Consider the following 16,137-nt stretch of genomic DNA (forward strand, 5'->3'; position numbering starts at 1 on the left):
GTCGAGCGGGCCACCTCACGCTGCCGCCTCACGGGGACCAAGGTCCTGGTCGGCCTACTTGACCTGCTCGGCTTGGTCGGCCTGGTCGGACGGCTAGGCGTCCGAGGCCGGTGCGGCCGTCCGCTCGACCGGTTCGGCGGCGGTGTAGTAGACGGAGCTGCCCTGCTTGTTGCGCTGAGCCGCGTTCTTGGCGACGAGTCCTTCGAGGGTGGTGCGCACGACGGTGGGCTTGATGCCACGCTCCGGGTGAGCCGTGGCGAGCGCGGAGGTGACCTCGGCCGCGGAACGCGGTTCATTCTGCGCGGTGAGGTGACGGCGGACCAGCTCCACCAGCGTGGGCTGAGCCCCCTTCGCAGCCGCGGCCTTGACGGCGGTCTTCTTGGCGGAGGTATCCGCAGCCTTCTTGGCGGGCGTTTCCGCGGGCTTCTTTGCGGAGGTTTCCGCGGTCTTCTTGGCGGGCGTTTCCGCGGTCTTCTTTGCGGAGGTTTCCGCGGCCTTCGTCGCCGGAGTCTCCGCGGGCTTCGTCTCCGTGGCCTTCTTCACAGGGGTTTCGGCGGTCTTCTTGCCGCCCCCGGTGCTGCCGGTCTTCTTTCCCCGCGCCGGCTTGCCCGCGGCGGCGGGCCTGCCGGAGGACTTCTTGCGGGGAGCCGGCACAGCGGCACTCTCCGAGACGGCCTCGGGCTTGGTCTCAGGCTTGGACTCGGGCTGCACCGGCGCCGGTGAAACGCCCAGCACCTCCTGCACGTTGACCAGCACGGAGTGGTCGCGCCGCAAGGCTTCCAACCGCTCCTGCAACGCGGTGATCTCCGCGCTGATGCGGTCCTGTTCCTTGATGTTGTGTGCGAGGTCGCTGGTCACCTGGGCGGCGTACTGCGACGTCAGACCGGTGCCGGCCGTCGTGCTCTCCGACATGGGGTTACCTTTCTTCCGTTTCAGGACTGGGCATCCAGCCCTTGTGGCGCAGGCATGAAAAACAGCCAGGCGCATGTGTCTCCGGGCCGGCATCCGAGTGGCCATGGCAGTACTCGAAGCGGACAGCCCGACGTAGAGATAGTACGGATGAGGCAGACCCGTTGTTCCACCCGAGTCATGTCATTCTTCATGCCGGGGGCCCTTGAGCATGACTCAGGTCGCACATCAGCGCAAGAGCGGGAACGTGGGAGCGATTTCGCCATGGTGTCACGGCGCGGCGGCCCAAAGGCCGTGGAAATGGATCAGGCACGGCCACCGTTGACCAACGTGAGTTGCGGACCGGCGACGAGATGGTGGCCGCAGGCCATGCAACGATCCCGCCGATGGCGGGAGGCGTGCCACGAGGTGGCCATGGGCCGGTTCGCCCCAGCCGAACCACGACTGCGGACGTGGATACGTCAGTTGTAGGTGTGGACCACCTGGATCCGCACCTTGCCCGCGGCCGGACAGCCCCTCGGCAGATTCTCAGCACCCATTGAATGCCGACGTGCGACTGAATGCCGATGTGCGACGTGCGACGTGCGACTGAATGCCGACGTGCGACGCGCCGACGCGTCCGCGTGCCGAGTGTCTGCGTGTCGGCAGCCGAGCCCGGCGGGTGATGCGTAACCGGTGGTGCCGGGCATCACCCGCCAGGGTTCGGCTGCCTGCCCGGCCATGCTAGAGACCGGGCGAAGACCGGTGTGGGGAGGCTGCCGGTCCGGTGGCCGCCACCCACTGGCGTACGCTCGCGATCAGCGAACGGCTGGCCGAGAGTGCGGCGTCGAGTCCCTGCTCGGAGCCGGCCCCGGCCCGCTGATGGAGAACGACGCCCAGGACGAGCCAGTCGTGTCCGGTGCGGTCCGGCGCGCTGGCCGCCCACATCAGGTTGCCGCCCGCCGGGGTGCTGGACCCGGTCTTGACACCTATCACACCGTCCTCGCCGAGCAGGGTGTTGGTGTTGCGGAGGGTGCCGGGCACCCCGGGCACGGTGGCCTCCCGCTCGGCGACGACGGACCGGAACACCGCGTCACGCATGACCTGCCGGGCCAGCTTCAACTGGTCCTTCGAGGTGCTGACCGTCGTGGGGGCGATGCCGCTGGGGTCGGTGTACGTGGTCTGCGTCATGCCCAGATCGCGGGCGGCGCGGTTCATCTTCCGTACGAACACATCCTCCGAACCGGCGTCCCAACGGGCCAGCATCCGGGCGATGTTGCCCCCGGAGGGAATCAGCATCAACTCCAGCACCTGACGCTCGCTCAGCCGTCGTCCAGCCTCGATCTGCACGGTCGACTCCGCACCCAGGCTGGACTCCTGCGCGGCCTGCGCATCGACGGTGATGCCGGCTCCGCGCCCGCCCTCGGGTATCGGGTGGTCGCGCAGGATGACGTACGCCGTCATCACCTTGGTCACGCTGGCGATGGGTACCGGCTCCTGCGCGCCGTGGGAGCCGAGGTCGCCGCGGGCCCCCAGGCCCTCGACGAAGACGGCGGCCTGCCCCTGCGCCGGCCAGGCAGGCGACCCGGCCCGGGCCGGACCGGCGGCAGGGCCGCCGCCCGCCTCCGTGGTGGCCAGCACCACCAGGGTGGCCAGCGCCGCGACGCCGACGGCCCCCATGGTGGTCAGGCGCGACGGGCGCAGCCGCCCCATTCGGGACTCACGGAACGGGGGACCGGACGGCGACGCCTGGTCCGGACGCGGTTCGGGCTCGCCGGGACCGGTGACCGGGCACATGAGAACGCACCTCCTGCGGGTACGTGCGTGACCTTCACGCACCCCGGCCACCTTGCGCGGCGGGGATGTCGGGACGGCCGTGACCGGATCTCCCGCATCGCTCGGCTGTGTATCCGCCCTGTATCAACGGCGGGATGGCGGGTCGCGGATGCCAGGTGGCCAGGTGGCCAGGTGGCCAGGTGGCCAGGTGGCGGGGTGGCGGGGTGACGGGGTGGCGGACGGAGGCCGGAGGTTGGCGGAGGGCGGCCGGAGGTTGGCGGATGCCGGAGGCCGGCGGGAATGCTCAGGAAGCCGCGGGGAGCCGCAGTACGGCCACGGCCCCTCCGTCGGGCGCGTTGGCGAAGTCCAGCCGGGCACCGATGACCTGGGCCTGGCCCAGTGCGATGGTCAGGCCCAGGCCGTGTCCCCGGCCGCGTTCGGCCGTCCCGGTGCGAAAGCGCTGCGGGCCGTGGGCCAGCAGGTGTGCGGGGAAACCGGGACCGTGGTCGCGTACGGTCACCGTCGTGCCCGCCACCTCGACCTCGACGGGCGTACGGCCGTGCTGGTGGGCGTTGGCGACCAGGTTGGCGACGATCCGGTCCAGGCGGCGCGGATCGGTCTCGGCCCGCGGCTCCCCGTGCGCGGTGAACCGTGCCTCAAGGCCGGTGCGGGCCAGCGAGTCCCGGACCACCGCGGCCAGCGGCACCGGGCGCGCGTCGGCGGTCTCGGCACCCGCGTCGAGCCGGGCTATCTCCAGCAGTTCTTCGACCAGGTTCCGCAGTACCGACACCCGGTCCTGGACCAGATCGGTCGCCTCGCCCGGGGGCAGCAGCCCGCTCGCGGTGACCAGCCCCATCAGCGGGGTGCGCAGCTCGTGGGCGACATCGGCGGTGAACCGCTGCTCGGCCCGCAGCCGTTCGTGCAGGCTGTCCGCCATCGAGTCCACGGTGACCGCGATGGCGCCGATCTCGTCTCCCGCGCCGCCGGCCGCGGTCCGTGCGGCGAGGTCCCCGGCCGAGATCCGGCGCGCGGTCCGCGCCACCCGCCGCAGCCTGCGGTTGGGCAACTCGGCGGCGAGTGCCGACACCGGTACGACGACGGCCAGCACGGCCAGCGAGTACTTCCACATGTGCCGGTCGAGCGCGCGCCGGGTGAGCAGATCGGAGGTCATGTCCACGCTCACCGCGAACGGCTTGCCCCGGTAGGTCTGCGCCGCCCACATGCTGGGGTGCACCGGATCGCCGTCGTACCAGGTGGCGGCGCCGCCGGTCGACTTCGGCCGGTCCTTAAGCCGGTGCCGCAGTGCGTCCGGCATCGAGCCCGGATCCGGCACGTCGCCGGCGGACGTCGTCCCGTCCCGCCCGTACGCCTCCACGGAGTGGGACAGGACGGTCAGCGCCTTCGCCGCGCCGTCGTTCATGGAGCGGTCCAGGGTGCTGCGGTGGACCAGCAGACCGACGGTGAGCGCCACCGCACCCGAGGCCGCGGCCACCAGCAGGGCGATCTTCCAGCGCAGTGAACGCCAGTTGAGCAGGGCGCGGGCGGCGGGCAGCGCACGGGCGGAGAGGAAGGTACGGGCGGCGGGCAGCGCACGAGGAGCGAGCGGTGCGCGGAGGGCGTGCAGTACGCGAGTGGCGTGCCGTGCTCGTCTGGCGGGCGGCGTGGGGGCGGTCGGCATGTCAGAGCCGTCGCAGCTTGTAGCCGAAGCCGCGGACCGTCTCGATCCGGTCGGCGCCGATCTTCTTCCGCAGCCGCTGCACACACAGATCGACCACTCTGGTGTCGCCGTCCCAGCCGTAGTCCCACACGGTGCGCAGCAGTGTCTGCCGGTCGAGGACGACCCCCGGGTTCGCGGCGAACTCCAGCAGCAGCCGCAGTTCGGTGGGGGCCAGCGCGACCGGCTCACCGCCCCGGAACACCTCAAGGCCGGCGGTGTCGACGGCCAGATCGCCGAAGACCAGTCTGGTGGTGTCGCGGGTGCCCGGGTCCGCCGGGGCACCGGCCCCGCCGAAGGTGACGCGCCGCAGCAGCGAGCGGATCCTGGCCACCAGCACGGCGGTGTCCACGGGCTTGACCACGTAGTCGTCGGCCCCGGCCTCCAGGCCCGAGACCACGTCCAGCGCGTCGCCGCGCGCGGACATCATGAGGACGGGGACCGTGCTGGTCTCCCGGATCCGCCGGCACAGCCCGATGCCGTCCAGGCCGGGCAGCATCACGTCCAAGAGCAGTACGTCGTGCCCGCCTTCCCGGAAACGTTCCAGCCCGGTCAGTCCGTCGCCCGCCGAGGCCACCCGGTAGCCGTACCGTTCCAGCGCGAGCGTGACGGATCTGCGGATCACCTCGTCGTCCTCGACGAGCAGGATCGCGGCCGAGGCCGGGAGGTTTTCCGGTGCCGGTGCGACGGACATGTCTTCCCCTCCGGGAAACGAGTGCGGGGGGCACCATCATGCCGCCTCCGGTCCGACGGGGTGGCGGCGCCCACCGCGTCTGAGCTCAACCAAGATCGGGAAGAAGTTCAGAGGAAATACGTTCACCTCGGCATGCCCGCTGTCCGGCGACAGGTATCCCGCACCAATGAGTCAAGAAGCCCGACGGAGACCGCTGCGGCCGCGAGCATGCTGCCCACGGCCGCAGCATCGCCGGCGCGACCTCAGTCTCCGCTTGCCGTATCGCCTCGCCGCTGACCAAGAGCGATAGCCTTGACCGACGCCGTGCCAGACGTCACGATCACCGCCACCGCCGATGCCTGTTCAGCCGCCACCACGTTCAACAGCACCAAGCCGCACAGCGCCCCTGAGCGACGCGGCCCGGTGGGCGGAGCACGGCAGCCGGCTGGAGCAGGCGGCACCCGGTGGGCGGGGTCAGGCTCGGCGGCCGGCAGCCCGCGGCCCGCAGATCTGATCCCGTCGTATCTGATCCCGCCGTACGCCGCGGGGTGTGAGGCAGTACGGACACCGGCATGAGAGTGTCTCGCCCGGCACACGTATCAGCAGGACGTCCCACAGTCCTGCCGTCGCTTCCGGGGCCGGACGTCCGTCGTTCGCCTGTCGGGCGGTCCTGTGTCATTTCTGCGTCGTGCCTGGTCGGGCCGCAGTTGTAGGTCATCGGATGGCATACGTCACGCTGCCGAACCCGTGGCCCGGGGCGGCGCCGTGCCACCGGATCGGCATCGACTAGCCTGGCCCGGTCCAGGACCGATGTGCTCGACAGGCATGTGCGTCGCCCGCCGCGAACGCCGCCCAGTGAGGAACACCGCGATGACCGCACCCACCGCCCCGCCGGCCATGCGAGAGGCGACGTACGACACGGGCCGGCAGAAGATCTTCGTCACCGAGGCGGGGGACGGTCCGGCGGTGCTGTTGCTGCACGGCGGCGGTCCCGGCACCGACGGTGTCTCCAGCTACGTCCGCAACATCGCGGAGTTGGCGAAGGACCACCGGGTCATCGTGCCCGACCTGCCCGGCTACGGCCGCAGCACCAAGGGCGTCGACCGCACCGACCCCTTCGGACACCTCGCGGACGGCATCCGCGCCCTGCTGGACGAACTGGGCCTGGACAAAGCACATCTGGTCGGCCATTCCTACGGCGGAGCCTGCGCCCTGCGCCTGGCCCTGGACACCCCCGACCGGGTCGACCGCATGGTCCTGGCGGCCCCCGGCGGCATCGGCACCACCCGCGCCCTGCCCACCCCCGGCGTCAACCGCCTGCTGAACTACTACACCGGCGACGGTCCCTCGCGACGCAAGCTGGAGGAGTTCATCCGCCACTACCTGGTCTTCGACGGCGACGGCATCCCCGACTCCGCCATCGAGGACCGCTATCGGGCCAGCCTCGACCCCGAGATCGTCGCCGCACCGCCGCTGCGCCGTCCCGCCGGCCGGGGCGCCCTGCGCACCCTCTGGAAAATGGACCTCACCCGTGACCAGCGCCTCGTCCGCCTGGCCGTGCCCACGCTCGTCGTCTGGGGCGCGGCGGACAAGGTGAACCGGCCCGCCGGCGGCCGGATGCTCGCCGACCGGATGCCCTCCTGCGACCTGTATCTGCTTGCCAGAACCGGACACTGGGCCCAGTACGAACGCCCCGAGCTGTTCAACCGGCTGTGCGCCGGCTTTCTGGCCGGACGGCGCTGAACCCGGCCGGGTGGCGATGAATCCGGCCGGACGGTGCTGAACCCGGCCGGCCGGGAACTGGAAACGGTCGGCCGGGAACTGGAAACGGTCGGCCGGAGACCGGAACCGGCAGGCCGGAGACGGGAACAGCTCTCCCTGGGCGTCGGGCGGGGCGGCAGCAGGTCGTGTGAGGGTGGGGGCGCCGTGGCCGGCCCCGACCACGACACCGGTTTGCGGCTGGTCAGTGGGTGCCGGGCCGGTCCGTACGGGTCCGGCTCAGCGAGCCGGGTCGAGCAACAGCTTGCCGGACGTGCGCCGTGATTCGATGTCGATGTGGGCCTGCTCGGCCGCGTCCAGCGCATAGCGTCCGGTGATGTCGATCCGCAGCCCGCCTTCGCGGATCTTCTGGAACAGGTCACCGGTGTGTTTCAACAGCAGTTCCCGACTGTGAACGTGGTCGGCGTACACCGCATAGGTGATCTTGATGCTTCTCGGCAGGTCGAACATCCGCACCGTGGGGATGTCACCGATCAGCGGACCGTAGTAGACGAGTGTGCCGACCCGTCCCAGCACCTCGATCGACGGCCAGAACGTGCTGGCGCCCCCGCCGTCGAAGACCGCCTGCACCCCTTCGCCGCCGGTCAGGTCCTTGACCCGGTCCACGAAGTCGCCGTCGGAGGAGACGAGGACCTCGTCAGCGCCCGCCGCCTTCGCCGTCGCGACCTTCTCCGCACGGGACACCAGACCGATCACCCGCACGCCGCGCAGCTTCAGCAACTGGACGACCGTACGCCCCACACCGCCGGCGGCGGAGTGCACGAGCGCGGTGTCGCCCTCGGCCAGCGGTGCCGACTCGGTGACGAAGTGGTGCGCGGTCAGTCCCTGCATCATCGTCGCGGCGGCGACATCGCTCGGGATGTCGTCCGGCACCGGGACCACCTGGTCGGCGGGGACCGCGATCTTCTCGGCATAGCTGCCGTAGACCGAGACCCAGGCCACCCGGTCACCGACGGCGAAGCCGCTGACCCCTTCGCCGAGCGCGGTGACCCGGCCGGCACCCTCCACCCCGGGGATGAACGGGACACCGCTGGGCAGTCCGAATCCGACCCGTGAGCCGGTGTCCATGAAGTTGATGCCGGCGAATTCGATGTCGACGAGCAGTTCGCGAGGTCCGGGCTCGGGGTCGGGCCATTCCTGCACCTGCAGCACTTCCGGGCCGCCCAGCTCCTGCATCACCACAGCGCGCATGGCGCACACCTCTTTCTGTCGATACGCCCGCCCGGTGACCGGCGGTCAATGCGGAGGGGAGTATCTTTCCCCGGGAAATCTGTTTGCATATGTGAAGATGAATGCGAACGTGAGGGAGTGTCGCCACCGGCGGGCCGCCGCGTCACGACTGCGATCGTAGGGCGCAATTTCTGGACCGGCAAGTCCAAGAATTGCGGCAAACCTGACCGGGGGAACAGGAAGCGAACAGAAAAAATCCGGGCATGCCACGGTAGATACGTGTGGACCAGGCACCGTCCCATGGCTGGGTACTCTGAGCGCATGGCACTGACGGCGAAAGGCCGCGCAACCCGGCAGCGGATCATCGAGGGGGCGTCGGCACATCTGAGAAGCGACGAGCCGGGGAACGTGACGCTCGACGACATCAGGGAGGTCACCGGCACCAGCAAGGGGCAGCTGTTCCACTACTTTCCCGGCGGCAAGGAGGAACTCCTGCTCGCCGTCGCCCGTTTCGAGGCCGGACGGGTCATCTCCGACCAGCAGCCGCACATAGACGCGCTCACCTCCTGGCCGGCCTGGGCCGGCTGGCGGGACGCGGTGGTCGCGCGCTACCGGGCCCAGGGCGCGCGCTGTCCGCTCGCGACCCTGATGGACCAGGTCGGCAGCACCCCGGGCGCGGCGGAGGTGGCCGAGTCCCTGCTCACCCGCTGGCAGCAGCTCATCCGCCAGGGCATCACCACGATGCAGGCCGGCGGCCTCATCGACGCCGTGATCGACGCCGACCGGGCCGCCGCCGCGTTCGTCGGCGGAATCCAGGGCGGTGTCCAGATGCTCCGGTCGACCGGCACCACCACCCACCTCGAAGCGGTCCTCGACATTCTGATCGATTACCTCAAGGCCCAGCACGCCCCTGTCCGTTGACGCAGTCGGCCCGGACAACGCCGGTGAGCCGTACCGTGGCGGCCACGCCACGGTACGGCTCACCGGCAGCCTGAGCCAGGCGGCCTATTGGGTTGAACGGCCCCATAGGCTCACCGGCTCAGCGGCTGAGCAGTCGGCAGAGCCAGCGGAAACGGGCCCGGCGGGCGTCTCTGGAGAGACCGGCGTGCGGTGCCATTTGATCGAAGCCGTGGAATCCACCTGCCCAGACGTGCAGCTCGGCGTCGCCGCCCGCCTGCCAGATACGCGTCGCGTACTGAATGCCTTCGTCGCGGTAGGTCTCCGCGGCACCGACGTCGAGGTAGGCGGGCGGCAGCCCGGACAGGTCCGTCGCGCGGGCGGCAGCGCCGTAGCAGGAGACCTCCGGGCTGCGCTGGTTCCCGCCGAGGTGGGCCGTCCAGCCCAGTTCGTTGGCATGGCGGTCCCACACACCCAGGCCGGTCATCTGTATGGCCGAATGAGTGTTGTTGTGGTCGTCGAGCATCGGGCACATCATCAGATGGCCGAGGATGCCGGGACCCTGCCGGTCACGGGCCATGTGGGCCAGGGCCGCGGTGAGACCACCACCAGCACTGCCGCCTGCGATGATGATGCGCTGCGGGTCCGCGCCGATGGTGTCGGCGTGCTCCGCGACCCACCTGAGCCCGGCATGGCAGTCCTCGATCGCCGCGGGGTAGGGGTGTTCAGGAGCGAGCCGGTAGCCGACGGACACGACGACCATTTCGAGGGGTTCGGCCCACTCCTGGAGGATCGGCTGCACGCCGGTGCGCTGCGTTCCGCTGATCATGCCGCCGCCGTGCATGTGGTACAGAACGGGCGCCTGTTGATGCAGACCGGCAGGGCGTGCGACGAGCAGGGTGATGTCCGGTGCCCCCTCCGGTCCGGGCACCAGAAGTTCCCGGACCTCGAACCTGCCCTGGTCGCGCAGTTCGTCGAGGGACGGGTCCGCCGCTGCCACGTGTGTGCGCCACTGGGGGATGTCCTCGTGCGACATCGGTACGTTCGACTGTGACAGACCCAGTTTCTCCAGCGTGTCGGCGAGTTCGGGGTCGAAGGGCACGGGCGGGGCCGTGTGCTGCGTCTGGTCAGGTGTGGTGTTCATGGGTCTTTCGTCCTTTTTTCGAGGTGGGGAGCATGGGGCGGTCGTCTCGCCGCCCCGTTGTCCGCGGTCCGTGAACTGAACCGGTCCCGGTGGCCATCGGACGGCCAGGGCCCGGGTCAGGTGTGTCACCTGTGGTTTTCCGCCCTTGGACCGCACTCAGGCGCAGTCGGTCGGGTCTCTTGCCGGTCGGATGGTACGACGCGTAGCAGCCGGTGCTCTGCGGAAGCTGTCGGCCGCTGATCGACCTCGGGATCGCCGGACGCGGTGGAGGCGACACCACCGGACGCGGTGGAAGCGACGTAGCGGGCGTGCAGTTGGCCACAGGCGGCATCTATGGACGAGCCGAACTGACGTCGTCTGGTGGCGTGCACACCGAGTGCGCGCAGACCGGCGACGAAGCGGTTGACCTGCGGCGACGACGGTGCGTGGAAGTCAGGGTCCGCTCCCACCGCCTTGTTGTAGCGAATCACGCTCACGTGGAACAGCTCGGGCCTTGAGCGCGCGGTCACGATTTTGGCGAGGCGGTGCAAATGGTCTTGGCTGTCGTTGACTCCGGCGATGAGCAGGTAGGCGAGATAGATCTTGCGGCGGGCGACGGCCACGTGCTCGTCCAGGATCGCCAGGTTGTCACCCAGGGGGAAGCGCCGTTCCAGCGGGATCAGCCGGGCCCGCTCGTCACTGAACGGCGAGTGCACGGACAAGGTGATCGTGACCTGCGGGTGCTCCTTGGTGAGCGTGCGGAGGTTCGGGGCGAAGCCCACGGTGGACACGGTGATCCGGCGTGGTGAGATATCGCCGAAACCGCGGTCCGAGAGCAGCGTGAGTGCATCGAACACATGCGGGTTGGCCAGTGCCTCGCCCATGCCCATGAACGCCACACTGTCCGGCAGTGCGTTGTCGTGCTGGCGCCAGCGTGGGTGCACGACCTGGGCGTAGATCTCGTCGGGCGTCAGATTCCTGGCGAGGCCGGCGGCACCGGTCGCGCAGAAGGTGCACCCCAGTCCGCAGCCGGCCTGGGACGACACGCAGATCGAGGACCAGCCGGCCCGGTAGCGGGAGAGAACGGTTTCGAATCGCGTTCCTGGATCCGACTCGAAGACGACCTTCTCCACCTGCTCCGCGGACTGGCAGGAGACCGCAACGATGGGCAGCAGCCGCGGCCCGAACCGTTCGGTGAGGCTGCGCCGCAGGTCAGCGGGTAGTTCGTGGACGGATTCGAAGGTGTCCGTCTCGCCACGGCGTATGGCGGTGACGAGTTGGCTGTAGCGGAACCGGGGGACGCCCATGGCGGTCAGGTGGTCTCGGATCGATGCCATGCGAGTGCCCGGCGGGGGATTGGCGAGCGGGACGTCGGACCGACGTGCGCGAACGCGTGAACCATTGGCGTGCTGGTGGTGGGTCATGACTTTTATACATGCCATCTTGAGAAGGGATTGTTCGTTTGCTCAGGTGAGTGCGGCAACGCCACACCCACCGCTGTGCGGAGGCGATCCGGGAATTACCGTCGCTGTCCGCATCGCGCGGTGCCGAGGCCGTCAGGATCCGCCGCATGCCAAGGAGCCCCGAGCCGAAAGCGTTCCGAGCCGAAACGTCCGGAGACGTCAAGCTCCGAGGGGAACGCAGAAAGGCGAAAGGGGCGATGAAGGAATGCGGGGAATGGCGGCCGAAGAAAACGCCACGTTGCCACGCAACTCCGACTCAAGCGTGGAACTGGGATGCCGCGTCCTCAGGAGCGCAGGCCGGTGGCGTGATGAATGCCTGGCGCGGCTACAGTCTGTCGACCTCGATAAGCATGGCGGTCACCCTAGCACACAGAAAACATGCGTCCAGTGAATATGGGAGCCATGTGTTTGCCGGGGATGTGAGGGGCGTCTCGTAGCCCCGTCCGGTCCGAGGCCGGACGCCCGCCGCGACCCTGCAGGGCAGGGCGGCTGCCGGTGGCGGCGCCCGTGGCGGGAAGGCCGCGAACGGTCGGGCGGTGCCCGCCAGTGAGTCTTTTCGCGGCGGGTCTTTTCAGCCTCGTCTCTCCCGGGTGCCGACGGACAGGCCGTAGCCGGCGATTGCGGCGGGTTCGCGGACCTCGCGCCTACCGCAACGAGGTCTGACAGCGGCCTTCACCGGGACGGCATCACTCGTACACGAGTACCGGGACGGCATCACTTGTACACGAGCAAGTAGTCACACGTGCTCGTGCCGCCGTGGAGCGAGGTGTCGCTGTTGAGGACGTAGAACGCATTGGCGAATCCGGTGGCGGTCATCTTCGGAACCACGATCAGTGTCTGATGCGCCATGTTCAGCCCGTTCGGCACCACCACATTCGAGGACAGCAGCGCGAAGAGATTCTGCGTGAGGTTCGGCAGCCTGAGAATGCGGTACGTGCGGTCCCCCGCACCCGGCGGGCCCGAGACGGATGCCTGGTTGGCCGGGTCGGCCCAATGTGCGGGCTGGGTGGCCATGCGGCCCATGGATTCAAGTTCCTGCAGCCGCCTCTGCGTGCTCGGCCGGACGCCGGCCATGTGAATGTGCAACTGATGGAAGTGCCGGGCGTCCTGCGAGTTGATCCCCAGCCCGATATCGGCGTATTGCACGGGGACGCTTCCGCCGCTCCTCGCGTTCTGCCATGCGTCGTTCCAGTAGTTCGCCGACGCGGGGTTCTCAAGAAACGGGCACTCGATACCCGTGATCCGGCAGCTGGGGAGCAGCAGATAGTTGTGCTGGTTCTCCGGCTTGCCGTGCAGCACGACGTAATTCGGGGTTGCCCGCAGGCAGTCGGGCTTGGGCTGCGGAGGCGGCGGGACCGTCCCGTTCGTGCAGTACCGGACGTCGTGCCAGAGTGGGTCGTCGTCGGTGGGCTTTCCGCAGAGCGGCTGCATCTGAGCAGGTGGGCAGGGGTTTGCGCCGCCACCGGGAGGCGGTGTCGGGCACGATCCGTACGTGGGCTCGCCGGGTCCCGGGTCCGTTGTCGCAGCGGCGCTCTCGGTCGCTCCCGTACCGGTCAAGAGCGTGGCGGCACCAATGGCGCCGGAGAATGCGACGAATTGACGCCGAGGCATCGCGTTCGACTTCTTGTGGTCATTCATGCCTGATCTCCGATGGTGATGACCGCTGCCTGGAGCTACTGGCCAGGAGGAAGAAAGCGCATCTAGCCCCGTCCTGTCCGGCCGCCGCTGAGCCCTTCACAGGGTAAGCAGCGGCGAGCTGATTTCCCCTCAATCGAACCTGTGGGGGGTCATGTGTTCCGCCATCGAGCGGTTCTCTCACGGAGTGCGGCGATATCGCAGTGACGGTCTGGCGGCTACGACCCCTCCGGCCTCCATCTCGGCGGCGCGGAGGAAATCAGCGACCCGGCTGGACTTCTCCACAATCGGGGCGGCGCACCCCTTCATGCCGGCGCTCGGTCAGTCCGTCACCGAACAGCTCATGGAGGAGCACGCGTCTGCCGTGGGCGCCCGGGTGCTGCGTGGAGAGGGGGCCGTCTCGCTCACCCAGGGGCCGGACGCCGTCGAGGCGGTGATCCGGGCCGGCTCCAGTCACCGGACCGTGCATGCCCGCTGGGTGGTGGGCTGCGACGGCACCCGCAGCGCGGTGCGCCGGGCGGCCGGCGCCGTACCGATGTTCCCCGAGGCCAGAAGAGGGCACGGCGTGTCCGGCTGCCGTAACTTTGCCGCTGTTTCACGGCCTCCCACCTGCATATTTACTCAAGCTTTACGTCTAGGCGGTCTTGAGCTTTGAACCATGGCTCCATATCTTTCCGGGCAACGGTCGACGGCGCCAGAAAGGTCCCCGCCCATGGAGGCAAGCGCGATCCGGCTGCAGGGGCTGCGGAAGTCCTTCGGCGAGACGACCGCGGTGGCCGGGGTCGACCTGGAGATCCGGGACGGGGAGTTCTTCTCGATGCTCGGCCCGTCCGGCTCGGGCAAGACCACGGTCCTGCGGCTCGTCGCCGGCTTCGAGACCCCCACCGAAGGCCGGATCGAACTCGCCGGTCAGGACGTCACCGACCGCGCCCCCTTCGAGCGGGACGTGCACACCGTCTTCCAGGACTACGCCCTCTTCCCGCACATGACGGTCGAGCAGAACGTCGCCTACTCCCTCAAGGTACGCAAGGTGCCCAAGGCGGAGCGCCTGGTCCGGGCCCGCCGGGCACTGGCCGACGTACGCCTCGACGGCTTCGGCAAGCGGCGCCCGGCCCAGCTCTCCGGGGGCCAGCGCCAGCGCGTCGCGCTCGCCCGCGCCCTCGTCGGCCGGCCCCGGGTGCTGCTGCTCGACGAGCCCCTGGGCGCGCTCGACCTCAAGCTGCGGGAGCAGATGCAGGTCGAACTCAAGGCGCTCCAGCGCGAGGTCGGCATCACCTTCGTCTTCGTCACCCACGACCAGCAGGAGGCCCTGGCGATCAGTGACCGCGTCGCCGTCTTCCAGCAGGGCCGCGTCGAACAGGTCGGTACCCCCGCGGAGATCTACGAACGTCCCGCGACCCCGTTCGTCGCCTCCTTTGTCGGCACCTCCAACCTGCTGGCCGGCGAAGCCGCCGAACATGTCGTCGGCACCCCCGGCACCTACAGCGTCCGCCCCGAGAAGATCCGGCTGCTGAAGGAGTCGGCCGTCCCCGGCGATCCCGGGCACGCCACCGCCACCGGCACGGTCGCCGAGGTCGTCTACCTGGGCGACACCACCCGCTTCCTGGTCGACCTCGACGCAGGCGGCCGCCTCACCGTGCTCCAGCAGAACCTGGAGAACACGGCCGAGGACGTCGCCGCCTACCGCGGCACCCGGGTCCGGCTCCAGTGGCACCACCGCCACACGGTCCAGGTCCCGTCCCCCGCTGACTCCCTCCACTGACCCCCCGCTGCCCTCCACTCACTCCCCCCACTGCCCCCCCACGTAGGGAGAACCGCGTGCGCCCCATCCGAACCCTCCAGACGGCGGCCGTCGCCGCGCTGCTCCTGGCCGCCACCGCCTGCGGCTCCTCCGGCTCGGGCGGCGGGTCGGCGGCCGGCGGCCTCAACCCGCCCGATCTGAAGGCCCCGTCGAAGCTGGGCGCGACCGAGGGCAGCGTCAATCTGATCGCCTGGGCCGGGTACGTGGAGGACGGCTCCAACGACCCGAAGGCCGACTGGGTCAGCGGCTTCGAGAAGCGCACCGGTTGTCAGGTCCACTCAAAGGTTGCGGCCAGCTCCGACGAGATGGTCAAGCTGATGAAGACCGGGGAGTACGATGCGGTCTCGGCCTCGGGCGACGCCTCCCTGCGACTGATCGCCTCCGGTGCCGCGGCCCCCGTCAACACCGCGCTCGTCCCGAACTACAAGGACGTCTTCGCCGACCTGAAGATGCAGCCCTGGAACTCCGTGGACGGCACGGCGTACGGCATCCCGCACGGCCGGGGCGCCAACCTCCTGATGTACAACACGCGGAAGGTCACCCCCGCCCCGACGTCCTGGTCCGCCGTCTTCGACGACGCCGCCGCCCACCGGGGCCACGTCACCGCGTACGACTCGCCGATCTACCTCGCCGACGCCGCGCTCTACCTCAAGGCCAGCAAGCCCGAACTGGGCATCAAGGACCCCTACGCCCTCGACCAGAAGCAGTTCGACGCCGCCGTCGCGCTGCTGAAGAAGCAGAACGCCGACATCGGCGAGTACTGGAGCGACTACCTCAAGGAAGTCTCCGCCTTCAAGAGCGGCGACTCCGTCATCGGCACCACCTGGCAGGTCATCGCCAACCTCGCCGCCGACGAGGGCGCCGACGTCAAGGCCTTCGTCCCGAAGGAGGGCTCGACCGGCTGGTCGGACACCTGGATGGTCTCCGCGCAGGCCGCACACCCCAACTGCGCCTACAAGTGGCTCGACTGGATCATCTCGCCGAAGGTCAACGCCCACGTCGCCGAGTACTTCGGCGAGGCCCCCTCGAACGCCAGGGCCTGCGAGGAGACCAGCGACAAGAACTTCTGCACGACCTACCACGCCGCCGACCGTGCCTACTGGAAGCGGATCGCCTTCTGGAACACGCCGATCGAGCAGTGCCTGGACGGCCGTACCGACGTCAAGTGCGTGCCGTACGCCAAGTGGGTCCAGGCCTGGACCGAGATCAAGGGCTGAC

13 protein-coding genes are annotated in these 16,137 nt (G+C 69.4%); 5 read left to right on the forward strand and 8 right to left on the reverse strand.

All coding sequences use genetic code 11. The features are described from left to right. Positions 1-93: 93 nt before the first annotated feature. From ACFYPJ_RS23320 to cseB, 4 genes are all read right to left on the reverse strand, one after another. A complete protein-coding gene (locus ACFYPJ_RS23320) occupies positions 94-912 on the reverse strand; it encodes a BlaI/MecI/CopY family transcriptional regulator (protein WP_389020315.1) in 819 nt (272 codons plus the stop codon). A 720-nt stretch (positions 913-1,632) separates the two neighbouring features. After that, complete coding sequence (locus tag ACFYPJ_RS23325) at positions 1,633-2,685, reverse strand: D-alanyl-D-alanine carboxypeptidase family protein (RefSeq protein WP_389020318.1); 1,053 nt, start codon at positions 2,683-2,685, stop codon at positions 1,633-1,635. A 283-nt stretch (positions 2,686-2,968) separates the two neighbouring features. Then, entirely contained in the window at positions 2,969-4,216 is a 1,248-nt protein-coding gene (locus tag ACFYPJ_RS23330; RefSeq protein ID WP_389020675.1) for an ATP-binding protein, read from the reverse strand. A 127-nt stretch (positions 4,217-4,343) separates the two neighbouring features. Further along, positions 4,344-5,072 (reverse strand): two-component system response regulator CseB, encoded by a 729-nt coding sequence (gene cseB / locus ACFYPJ_RS23335; RefSeq protein WP_389020321.1) that lies wholly within the window; start codon positions 5,070-5,072, stop codon positions 4,344-4,346. Between the two features lie 849 nt (positions 5,073-5,921). On the opposite strand from cseB, the gene ACFYPJ_RS23340 reads away from it, so the two are divergent. Next, the gene (locus tag ACFYPJ_RS23340; RefSeq protein ID WP_389020324.1) at positions 5,922-6,794 is read left to right on the forward strand and encodes an alpha/beta fold hydrolase; all 873 of its coding nucleotides are present in this window, start codon (positions 5,922-5,924) and stop codon (positions 6,792-6,794) included. A gap of 255 nt (positions 6,795-7,049) precedes the next feature. Here ACFYPJ_RS23340 and ACFYPJ_RS23345 read toward each other — a convergent pair whose 3' ends face one another. Beyond that, positions 7,050-8,021 carry a quinone oxidoreductase family protein gene (locus ACFYPJ_RS23345; RefSeq protein ID WP_389020327.1) on the reverse strand — a complete coding sequence of 324 codons (972 nt, stop codon included), beginning with the start codon at positions 8,019-8,021 and terminating at the stop codon, positions 7,050-7,052. Between the two features lie 300 nt (positions 8,022-8,321). Between ACFYPJ_RS23345 and ACFYPJ_RS23350 the strand changes: the two genes are divergently transcribed. After that, complete coding sequence (locus ACFYPJ_RS23350) at positions 8,322-8,921, forward strand: TetR/AcrR family transcriptional regulator (protein WP_389020330.1); 600 nt, start codon at positions 8,322-8,324, stop codon at positions 8,919-8,921. Between the two features lie 118 nt (positions 8,922-9,039). Here ACFYPJ_RS23350 and ACFYPJ_RS23355 read toward each other — a convergent pair whose 3' ends face one another. The 3 genes from ACFYPJ_RS23355 to ACFYPJ_RS23365 all read right to left on the reverse strand — a co-directional run bounded on the left by ACFYPJ_RS23355 (position 9,040) and on the right by ACFYPJ_RS23365 (position 13,121). Next, entirely contained in the window at positions 9,040-10,041 is a 1,002-nt protein-coding gene (locus ACFYPJ_RS23355; RefSeq protein WP_389020333.1) for an alpha/beta hydrolase, read from the reverse strand. A gap of 125 nt (positions 10,042-10,166) precedes the next feature. After that, positions 10,167-11,357 carry a radical SAM protein gene (locus ACFYPJ_RS23360; protein WP_389020335.1) on the reverse strand — a complete coding sequence of 397 codons (1,191 nt, stop codon included), beginning with the start codon at positions 11,355-11,357 and terminating at the stop codon, positions 10,167-10,169. A gap of 840 nt (positions 11,358-12,197) precedes the next feature. After that, positions 12,198-13,121, reverse strand: a complete 924-nt coding sequence (locus ACFYPJ_RS23365) for a CDP-diacylglycerol diphosphatase (protein ID WP_389020338.1) — start codon at positions 13,119-13,121, stop codon at positions 12,198-12,200. Positions 13,122-13,272: 151 nt separating this feature from the next. Between ACFYPJ_RS23365 and ACFYPJ_RS23370 the strand changes: the two genes are divergently transcribed. The 3 genes from ACFYPJ_RS23370 to ACFYPJ_RS23380 are packed head-to-tail and all read left to right on the forward strand — an operon-like array spanning position 13,273 to position 16,136. Then, positions 13,273-13,773: an FAD-dependent monooxygenase gene (locus ACFYPJ_RS23370; RefSeq protein WP_389020341.1), complete on the forward strand. Its 501-nt coding sequence runs from the start codon at positions 13,273-13,275 to the stop codon at positions 13,771-13,773. Positions 13,774-13,830: 57 nt separating this feature from the next. Beyond that, the gene (locus tag ACFYPJ_RS23375; RefSeq protein ID WP_389020344.1) at positions 13,831-14,880 is read left to right on the forward strand and encodes an ABC transporter ATP-binding protein; all 1,050 of its coding nucleotides are present in this window, start codon (positions 13,831-13,833) and stop codon (positions 14,878-14,880) included. Between the two features lie 56 nt (positions 14,881-14,936). Continuing rightward, positions 14,937-16,136, forward strand: a complete 1,200-nt coding sequence (locus ACFYPJ_RS23380; RefSeq protein ID WP_389020347.1) for an ABC transporter substrate-binding protein — start codon at positions 14,937-14,939, stop codon at positions 16,134-16,136. Position 16,137 lies beyond the last annotated feature (1 nt).

Source organism: Streptomyces sp. NPDC006012 (assembly GCF_042871185.1).
In the GTDB taxonomy this organism is placed as follows: Bacteria; Actinomycetota; Actinomycetes; order Streptomycetales; family Streptomycetaceae; genus Streptomyces.

Coding starts and splice junctions, on each gene's coding strand:
- ACFYPJ_RS23325 (WP_389020318.1), bottom strand. CDS start 2,685: ATGTGCCCGGTCACCGGTCCCGGCGAGCCCGAACCGCGTCCGGACCAG.
- ACFYPJ_RS23370 (WP_389020341.1), top strand. CDS start 13,273: ATGTGTTCCGCCATCGAGCGGTTCTCTCACGGAGTGCGGCGATATCGC.
- ACFYPJ_RS23355 (WP_389020333.1), bottom strand. CDS start 10,041: ATGAACACCACACCTGACCAGACGCAGCACACGGCCCCGCCCGTGCCC.
- ACFYPJ_RS23345 (WP_389020327.1), bottom strand. CDS start 8,021: ATGCGCGCTGTGGTGATGCAGGAGCTGGGCGGCCCGGAAGTGCTGCAG.
- cseB (WP_389020321.1), bottom strand. CDS start 5,072: ATGTCCGTCGCACCGGCACCGGAAAACCTCCCGGCCTCGGCCGCGATC.
- ACFYPJ_RS23340 (WP_389020324.1), top strand. CDS start 5,922: ATGACCGCACCCACCGCCCCGCCGGCCATGCGAGAGGCGACGTACGAC.
- ACFYPJ_RS23360 (WP_389020335.1), bottom strand. CDS start 11,357: ATGGCATCGATCCGAGACCACCTGACCGCCATGGGCGTCCCCCGGTTC.
- ACFYPJ_RS23375 (WP_389020344.1), top strand. CDS start 13,831: ATGGAGGCAAGCGCGATCCGGCTGCAGGGGCTGCGGAAGTCCTTCGGC.
- ACFYPJ_RS23320 (WP_389020315.1), bottom strand. CDS start 912: ATGTCGGAGAGCACGACGGCCGGCACCGGTCTGACGTCGCAGTACGCC.
- ACFYPJ_RS23365 (WP_389020338.1), bottom strand. CDS start 13,121: ATGAATGACCACAAGAAGTCGAACGCGATGCCTCGGCGTCAATTCGTC.
- ACFYPJ_RS23350 (WP_389020330.1), top strand. CDS start 8,322: ATGGCACTGACGGCGAAAGGCCGCGCAACCCGGCAGCGGATCATCGAG.